8 protein-coding genes and 1 riboswitch are annotated in these 8,411 nt (G+C 65.0%); of the genes, 2 read left to right on the top strand and 6 right to left on the bottom strand.

Translation table 11 applies throughout. The features are described from left to right. Positions 1-151 precede the first annotated feature (151 nt). Together H5T65_07650 and H5T65_07655 are read left to right on the top strand one after the other, a co-directional pair. A complete protein-coding gene (locus H5T65_07650) occupies positions 152-913 on the top strand; it encodes a Mut7-C ubiquitin/RNAse domain-containing protein (GenBank protein ID MBC7259109.1) in 762 nt (253 codons plus the stop codon). A 2-nt stretch (positions 914-915) separates the two neighbouring features. Next, positions 916-1,488, top strand: a complete 573-nt coding sequence (locus H5T65_07655) for a YbhB/YbcL family Raf kinase inhibitor-like protein (GenBank protein ID MBC7259110.1) — start codon at positions 916-918, stop codon at positions 1,486-1,488. 57 nt (positions 1,489-1,545) lie between these two features. Here the strand turns inward: H5T65_07655 and H5T65_07660 are convergent, their stop codons facing one another. From H5T65_07660 to H5T65_07685, 6 genes are all read right to left on the bottom strand, one after another. Next, the gene (locus H5T65_07660) at positions 1,546-1,845 is read right to left on the bottom strand and encodes a hypothetical protein (protein ID MBC7259111.1); all 300 of its coding nucleotides are present in this window, start codon (positions 1,843-1,845) and stop codon (positions 1,546-1,548) included. 94 nt (positions 1,846-1,939) lie between these two features. Continuing rightward, positions 1,940-3,889: a glycosyltransferase family 39 protein gene (locus tag H5T65_07665; protein MBC7259112.1), complete on the bottom strand. Its 1,950-nt coding sequence runs from the start codon at positions 3,887-3,889 to the stop codon at positions 1,940-1,942. 522 nt (positions 3,890-4,411) lie between these two features. Continuing rightward, positions 4,412-4,792 (bottom strand): MoaD/ThiS family protein, encoded by a 381-nt coding sequence (locus H5T65_07670; protein MBC7259113.1) that lies wholly within the window; start codon positions 4,790-4,792, stop codon positions 4,412-4,414. Between the two features lies 1 nt (position 4,793). Continuing rightward, positions 4,794-5,033, bottom strand: a complete 240-nt coding sequence (locus H5T65_07675; GenBank protein MBC7259114.1) for a MoaD/ThiS family protein — start codon at positions 5,031-5,033, stop codon at positions 4,794-4,796. Between the two features lie 7 nt (positions 5,034-5,040). Next, positions 5,041-6,228: a tungsten cofactor oxidoreductase radical SAM maturase gene (locus H5T65_07680; GenBank protein ID MBC7259115.1), complete on the bottom strand. Its 1,188-nt coding sequence runs from the start codon at positions 6,226-6,228 to the stop codon at positions 5,041-5,043. Between the two features lie 63 nt (positions 6,229-6,291). After that, the gene (locus H5T65_07685) at positions 6,292-8,046 is read right to left on the bottom strand and encodes an aldehyde ferredoxin oxidoreductase (GenBank protein MBC7259116.1); all 1,755 of its coding nucleotides are present in this window, start codon (positions 8,044-8,046) and stop codon (positions 6,292-6,294) included. 88 nt (positions 8,047-8,134) lie between these two features. Then, positions 8,135-8,245, bottom strand: a riboswitch (molybdenum cofactor riboswitch). Positions 8,246-8,411: the final 166 nt, after the last annotated feature.

Genomic DNA, 8,411 nt, shown 5'->3' on the forward strand with positions numbered 1-8,411 from the left:
GAGCAGCGTCGCGCGGGTTACGGTGGATCCGGCCCAGGTGGCCGAGCGAACGAGACGGTTCATCTACGAAGGCTACCTGGCGTAGAGAAAGTGCCCCGCGGGCCGGCGGTTGGGTCGCTTCAACCACGGCCCGCGGGGATGGCGGTGGCCGATGATGCGCGTGAGCCTCCGCTTCTATGCAGAACTGAACGATTTTCTCCCGCCCGAGCGCCGGATGGTGGAGTTTGAGCATCTGGCGGCCGACCGCGCGTCGGTCAAGGACGTCATTGAATCCGCCGGCGTGCCCCATGCCGAGGTGGATCTCATCCTCGTGAACGGCGTCTCGGTGGACTTCGCCCATCCGGTGTCCGACGGCGACCGCATCAGCGTGTATCCCGTGTTTGAATCGCTGGACATTACGCCGGTGATTCGCCTGCGCCCGCGCCCGCTCCGCAACCCGCGGTTCATCTTGGACACGCATCTGGGCAGGCTGGCGACGTACCTGCGAATGCTGGGGTTTGATAGCCTGTATCGCAACGACTACGACGATGCGGAGATCGCGCGCATTGCCTGCGACGAGAATCGCATCATCCTCACGCGGGATAAGGGCTTGCTGATGCGGAACGCGGTTACCCATGGGTATTGGGTGCGGGCGACACGGGCGGAGGATCAGACGGTGGAGGTGATCCGGCGGTTTGACCTGGCGGGGCAGGTGCGCCCGTTCAGCCGCTGCATCGTGTGCAACCAGGAGTTGCGGCCCGTCGCGAAGGGGGCGATCGCAGACCGCCTGCCGCCGAAGACGCGACAGTACTACGAGGAGTTCTCCATCTGCGATTCGTGCGGCCGCATCTACTGGAACGGCTCCCACTATGAGCGCATGCGGCGGACGGTGGATTGGATTCTATCTGAGTCTCGCGGAGGTGAGGGGAGATGAGGATGCGCGTGGGAGTGGTCTTGCTGGCGTGTGTAGTGGGCGTTGTGATTGCGGGCTGTGGTGGGGAGCGCGGCCCAACGCCGACGCCCGCGCTGACCGCACCGGGGGCGACCGTCGGGACGCTGACGCTCACTAGCCCGGCGTTCCCTGCAGGTGGCGAGATTCCGCGCAAGTACACGTGCGACGGGGAGAACGTCTCGCCGCCGCTGGAGTGGGGAGCGCCACCCCAGGGCACGCAAAGCCTTGTGCTCATCATGGACGACCCGGACGCGCCGGCGGGCGTGTGGGATCACTGGCTGCTGTACAACCTGCCGGCGGACGCGCGCGGGCTACCCGAGGGGATCGCACCCGACGCAGCACGGCCTGACGGGAGCCGCCATGGCGCCAACAGTTGGGGGCGGCTCGGCTACGGCGGGCCGTGCCCTCCCAGCGGCACACACCGGTATTTCTTCCGGCTCTATGCGCTGGACACGACGCTGAACCTGGCGGCGGGCGCGAACAAGGCGCAAGTGCTCGCGGCCATGGCCGGGCACGTGCTGGCGCAGGGCGAACTGATGGGCACGTATCGGCGGTAGTGCGCGCGATGGGGTAGCCGTCTATGCCCTCATGATGGCACGGTTACCGGAAGTGCGTTACATAGCGGGGGTGCTGGCCAGCATCTCCTGTTTCAACTTGTTGGCCGACCAGAGGGGCACGCCGACTTGGATCACGAGTTGAATGGGGATGCACACGAAGCCCACGATGAGCGCGAGCAGCAGCGAGATGGCTACCGCCGCGATGATGTCATACACCAACCAGGCGATGAGGCGGATGATGCCGTCGTTGGTGCGGCCAGCGTAGAAATAGCCGAGGCCGAGTAGGCCGAAGAACCCGCCGACGAACTCAATTAGAAAAGCCGTGTTGGGATCCTTGGGGCTAATTCCCGTTGCCATCGGTAGCCTCCTGTGTGGCGAAATCACCGCGCTCGGTGTGGACGCACACTAGCGGAAATCCGTCAGCGTGTCAAACGTCAATTGGCTCAACAGATCACCGGTCGGGGTCATCCGACCCTACGGCATATCGCGTGAGCAGGAGCAGCCCGTCCATGCGGCGGCGGTATTCGGTCAGCGAGCCGCCCGGAAAGCGCGATTGGAGTTCGGGCAGAATGTCGGCCTGGTCGGGCAGGATGTAGAAGCGCAAGGGCTGATTGGGGTTCAGGCTGTCTATCACGGCGGGCACGCAGCCCAGGAAGCGGTCGCCCGAGACGTAGGCCGTGGGCGAATGATAGACCTTCCCCGAGGCGTCTACTCCCTCGTGCGTGCAGAGCAGGAACGCGCCCTGTCCGCGGTGTCGCTCGTAGTCCAGCGCGGCGACCGTTACCGCTTCCTGCGTGGGCGTCTTGTACGCCTGGTGGACGTTGTACACGCCGAAGTAGAAGTGGATGTCCAGGGCGATCAGGCAGGCGGCGACGAGGGCCGCGATGCGCGTGGCTGCCTGGGGCGTCCATCCTAGCGCCTGCGCCAACTTCTCTGCCCCCGCGTCTATCCCGATGGCGACAACCAAGATGGCCGCCGGCAGGACGCCGAGCAGGCGGTGGAATGTGGCCGCGTCGGTGATGAGCACCGAACCCAGGGTCAGGACGACGAGCATCCAGGCGACAAGCCCCTGATAGGCGGGCTTCTTGATGCGGGCGAACACGGCCAGGAGCCCGATGAGGAAGATGGGGCCTTGTGCCGGGTGAAGCATCGCCTGCTGCGGATGGTAGAATGTGCCGCGGTCGGGCACGGCGGTGAAGACCAGGAGGCTATCGCGCACCTGGTACCACCAGAGTTTCCATTCGGGCAGGCCCATCTGCGCCGACAACTGCTGCATCTTGTCGGAGAAGGGCATGGTCAGGAACAGGTGCTCGGAGATGCTCCCCGGGTTTCGCAGCCAGTGCCCGAATAGCGGCCCGGCAGTTACCAGCGTAACGAGCGCGAAGCCGAGGAGCAGTTTCCACGAGCGTAGCGTCCCGCGCCCATCGGCGATGAGCCATACGACAAGCGTCGCGAGGACGACGAAGGGAATGGCGCGGGTGCCGAAGTAGAAATACTGGGCGAACCCCAGGCCGAACCCCGCTATCGCATACGCCCAGGCGCTGCCGGTGGCCCCGGCGATCCACAGCGCGGCTAGCACCCACGCAATGAACAGGCTGTCGCCGTTGTTGTTCAGCCCCAGGCGGCTGAAGTGAACGGCTGTGTTGGACCCCAGCGCCAGGAGTCCTGCGATGACGGCCACGCGGCGGCCCCAGCAGGTTCGCGCCAAGACATACAGCGCGACGACCATGAGCGCGCCCGCGATGGCCCAGGGTAGGCGCAATGCGAAGAACGTCCTGCCGAAGGCGCGGATGAACAGGCCGTTCAGAAAGAACTGGAGCGTGGGATGGGTGGCCCAGCCGGTGGCGAAGGGGTCTGTCGCCAGACCTTCGGCCCCATCTGCTGCCGACAGGCCCAGCGACGCCTCGTCGGGGTCCACGCCCATGGGGATGGTCTCCAGGTACGGGATGCGGAGCAGGAGCGCGCCTGCCAGGAGCAGCGCGACGATGAGCCAGTCGCGTCGGCCGAACGGCTCCGGCCGGGGGAGGCCCAGGCGGATCGCCTGCGGCTCCAGCCGCGCGACGGCCCCGATGACGAAGGCGCATGCCACGCCCCACACCAGCAGCAATTGCCACGTCTGCGCCCAGTGTTTCCACCCGCCTGGGTTGAGGGCGAGGGGCAGCATGATGTGGAGGCCAACGGCGGCCTGCACCCAGTCGGTGCGCGCGCGGGGGATCGCAGGCCGGACCCTCAGGGCGAGGAGGAGCAGGTTTGCGGCGATGATGGTGAACCCCCAAACCTGGGCGTGCGGGATGGCGCGGAGGAGGAACTGGCCGATGTACATACCGACGAGTGGCAGGAGGAGATACACGACAGATGAGAGTTTCGCCTTCTGTTCATCGCGGAGGGCCAGGCGAGGCATCCTGGCAGCCGCTATCAGATTCCTGATGCGGCGGGGAACTGAACGATAGGGCGAGGTGCTGTGGCCCGCGTCGGAGGATTGTCCAGGCTGCTCATACATGGGTTGATGCTCCTTGCTGTGTTGCGGGCAGTCTAGCATATCGCGATGAGAGGGTCAACTATTGACTCTCGCTACTCCAATGCAACGCTCACGTCTCCATTTCGGCCTGTCTGACCAGGGAGCGCGCTAGACGTAGGGCAAATTGGCAATTTGCCCCACTTGGCCTACGATGACCGCCGAGAGGGCAGCGCCGACCGAACGTGCGACCTTCCGAGACGGTAACCGCGGATGAACGCGAATCCACGCGAAGGGGGAGATGGAGAGTACTTTGGGCGCCCCATGCCCTTGCACTGACGGTTTCCAGCGGGCTTGGGAGCCGAATCTGTCATCCCGCGGGATGGCGAGGGAGTGGGACTGCTGTTGAGGGCGAACGGCCGCGGCGAGAGCGGTGGGCTTATGCGCTCGGTTGAAGCATTGGGGGCGCTACGCCTCTGTGTCCCGGTACGAGTGGTGCAGCCCCAGGTCCTCAGCCTCGTTGATGGCGCGCGCCATCTCGGGGATCATGGCCGCGCCGTGCCGATATTGGAAGGGCCACATGCTGCGGGGGTCAAAAATGCCCACCCGGTCGCCGTCCTTGAGCACGTGCCCTAGGTCGGGCTGGAGGCCGGGCATGGCGCTGAGGTTGCCGCTGATGAAGGTGATGCCGCGCTCTTCCGTAGGGAGGCCGAGATGCTTGAGGAGGTCGGCCATGGTGCTGCCTTCGGGCAGGCTGACTTTCAGGTTGGCGTGCGCGGACTCGGCGGCCTCTCCGCCGTACTTGGCCAGCGCGCCATAGAGCCACACGTCCACTACGATGTTTGCCATTCTACCCTCCTCCGATGGGCGGGAAGATCCCGACCTCGTCGTCGTTGTTGAGTGCGAAGTTCAGGGGCTGGGCGCGCCCGTTGACGAAGATCACCCGCACCTCATCGGGCGGCAGGCCCAGTTCGCGGATGAGCGTCTCAAGCGTCGCTCCGTCGGGGAGTTCCACGTCCACGGGGTTCCCCGATGGCCTGCCTGCGAGATAGCGGCTCAACCCGGCGAACAGTTTCACATGTACGCGCATGTTCACCTCACGGACACCGCACGATGTCCTGCGCCCACAGGCAGTCCGCGCAGGACGGGTTCCATCCCCAGCATCCTTCGTTCCGCTCGCGCAGGTCGCAGGTTTCTCTCAGGTCGCAGTCCGGGCATGACGGGAAGTGGAATCCCCGCACCTCGCTGCGAAAGCGGACGTACTCCTCGGACGTCCAGATGCTGGCCAGGGACTGCTCATTTACGTTGCCCAGGACGTAGCGGGTTACCTGCTTTTGCCTGCCGTCAATGGCGAAGTACGTGTAGTTGTGCGACAGGGCGTAGCAGGGCGAGACCCCGCCATCCCATCCTACCACAATGGCGCGGTCTTGGACAAATCGGCAGCGCCGCTCGGCGCCCCAGTGCATGCGGGGCAGTTCCAGCGTTCCCCAGGTAACCCATGCATCCAGCGACACGGGCCAGCCGCCCGCATTGAAGGGCGGGCGCGGCTCGTAGCCGTAGAGCATCTCGTCGCGCATGTCTGCGGTGTAGGCCAACACGTTGCTTACCAAGACGCGGGCCGCGCCCAGCCGAGAGGCCAGGCCGGTGAGCAGGCCCAGTTCGGCGACGTTGCTTTTGAGGGCGACGAACTCAATGCCCAGGGCGGGAACGAGCGACGCGCGGCGCGCCTTGGCGTCGTTCACGTGGCGGATGTTTTCCAACACCTGCGAGATCATCGCGCCGCGCACGCCCGCGTAGGTCTCGGGCTTCACGCCGTCCACCGACACGACCAGCCGGTCTACGCCGAGCCGTACCAGTTCGTCAGCCATCCTTTTGTCCAGTAGGAGGCCGTTGGAGCCGACCGTTACGGCCAGCCCTCTCTCGCGCACGGCCTGGATCATGTCCAGGATGTGGGGGTGGGTGAGGGGTTCGCCAAAGCCGGTGAAGATGACCCGCTCAAGGCTGGGGAGTTCGTCCAGGCTGGCGGCGATGCGCGCGAAGATGTCCATGGTCATTTGGGATTCCGGGTCCTGCCAGACGTTGCGGATGCAGGTGCGGCAGTGGAGGTTGCAGCCGGTGGTCGGTTCCACGTACAGTTTGCGGGCGTCGCGGGCGCAGGGGTGCAGGATCAGATCGCCCTCGCGCTCGTCCAGCCAGTACTCGGAGTCCGGCGGGATATGGCGGCGCTGGAGGAAATCTTCCGGGAGAACCAGTCGCCCTTGCTGGTCTGCGATCACTTTGGGCATGGGATGTCCCCACAAAGACAGACCTCCCGCAGAGCAACGCCTGCGGGAGGTCGTGATGGGATACTACAGTTCGCCGAAGACCGAGTCCAGGGCCTCGTCCGGCACATCAAAGACCTGATTGTGCGGCGGGAGCGGCTCGTACTTCATGAACTCGGGCACCCGGTCGGCTTCTTTCGGGATGCCGGCAGCCTCGTTGAACGCGCGCTCCTTCTTGAGGATTTCGGCGCCCAATTTAGCCGCGTCCTCGGACTTCCAGTTGGTGCCCAGGACGCCGTTGCACTCCTGCATCATGCCCTCAAACCCGCTGGCGATGTCCAGGATGGCGAAGGCGATGAAGAGGCAGTGGCCTGTGGAGTCAATGAAGGCGGTGGTGGCCTGGAAGGCGCGGCTCAGCGCGGCCTTGCCCTCGGGGCTGAGCGGGTCCTGCTTGCCGCTGACGCCCAGGATTTCGGGGGCGATGGTGTAGCCGGCGGTGTGGTCGGCGCCCATGGTGGTCGTGGCGTAGGTGATGCCGATGCCCTTGACCGCGCGCGGCTCGTAGGCGGGCATGGACTGGCCCTTGACCACGGGCACGCGGGTCAGGCCGAAGGCCTTGCCGGCGAACGCGGTGCCGCCGCCCAGAATGCGGCCCATGGGCGTGCCCTTGCCCATCTCGTGCACCAGGTTGATGGCGCCCTTGCCGTCGCCGAACTTGATGACGCCCGCCTCCATGGCCACGGCCAGGGTGGTGCCGGTCTCAATGGTGTCCAGGCCGTAGGCATTGCACAGGCGTACCAGTTCCGCGATGTCGTCAAGATCATCAATGCCGCAGTTCGCGCCCAGCGACCAGTCGGACTCGTATTCCACGCAGGAGACGTGCTCGCTGCCATCGGCCTTGTGCCAGGTGTTGGAGCACTGGATGATGCAGCCGGGGCTGCAGGCATGGTTGTAAAGTTCTTTGCCGAGGCGTTTCTTGTTGCCCTCAAAGATGGCCTCGCCGGCGATTTTGGCCGCGCCTTCAAAGCGGCCGCTGGAGAAGTTGCGGGTTGGCAGGCCGCCTGCCTCGTTCAGGATGTTGATGAGGACGGCGGTGCCGTAGGTGTTGAGGCCGCCCTTGGGCTTGGTGATGTCGTGGGTGCGGAGGGCGTCAATGAGTTTCTTGCGGCCCTCGTCAAAGAGCGCCTTGTCCTTGATGACCACGCCGGGGGCACCCTTGGGGTCGGCGATGATGAACTTGAGGCCGCGGCTGGCCATGACTGCGCCCATGCCGCCGCGCCCCGAGTAGCGGCTGGGCCGTCCCGCCATGTCGTTGAACACGACGCCGGAGTTGCCGTAGCCGAACTCGCCCGCATTGCCGGTGCCGGCGATGGAGACCTTGTCGCCGAACTTGGCGTACAATTTGGGGAAGATCTCGTATAGGTCTTTACCGGCGTACTCGTTGGCGGGCATGAATTCCACCTTGGGCTTGCTGGCCTTCTCGTCCCAGGTGATGTGGGCCAAGTGGTAGCCTTTGCCCTGGCCCTCTACGACGATGGCTTTGATCTGCATGTTGGCGATGTGCTGCGCCCAGGACGTGCCGGCGTTGGACTCCTTGATGCCGCCGGTGAGGGGCGACTTGGCCCCGACGGACACGCGGGCCGACGTGGGCGCGACGGTGCCGGTTACGATGCCCGGGGCGAAGACCAGTTTGTTGTTCGGGCCCAGGGGATGGCACAGCGGGGGAACTTCGTCGTGCACGATGGTGGAGGTCAACCCGCGCCCGCCCAGTTGCTGGTACTTGGCGGGGACCTCCTCAAGGCGATAGGACAGGTCTGCCATGTTCAACCGAAGGATCCACATTTTGAACACCTCCTTGTGATTTGTGGGGGCAGGGGCGCTGCCCGATTCCTTATCCGATTGTCAAAAACAAAAGGCAACGTCGGCCCGGACTGGGCTTCGGTTGCCTCCTTTGCAAACACGGCAGGCGCAGGGATTGCTCCCCACACCCTATCGCCCACTCCTCCCGGTGGGAGAAGGTGGGTCGGAGGTCTGTCCCGGGTGTTTGGTTGTGGCCATGCAGAATTCCATCCTGCGAATACATTATACGCGAATTCTCGTCGGATGTCAATCGCTTTCGGCGGCCAATTTTGCGAATCGGTCTTCCCTCTGCGAAGCCGTCCGCGGGGGCGGCTGTAGCGGTGAAACGGTGCGCAAAATAGGACACA

It is taken from the genome of Chloroflexota bacterium (genome assembly GCA_014360805.1).
In the GTDB taxonomy this organism is placed as follows: Bacteria; Chloroflexota; Anaerolineae; order DTLA01; family DTLA01; genus DTLA01.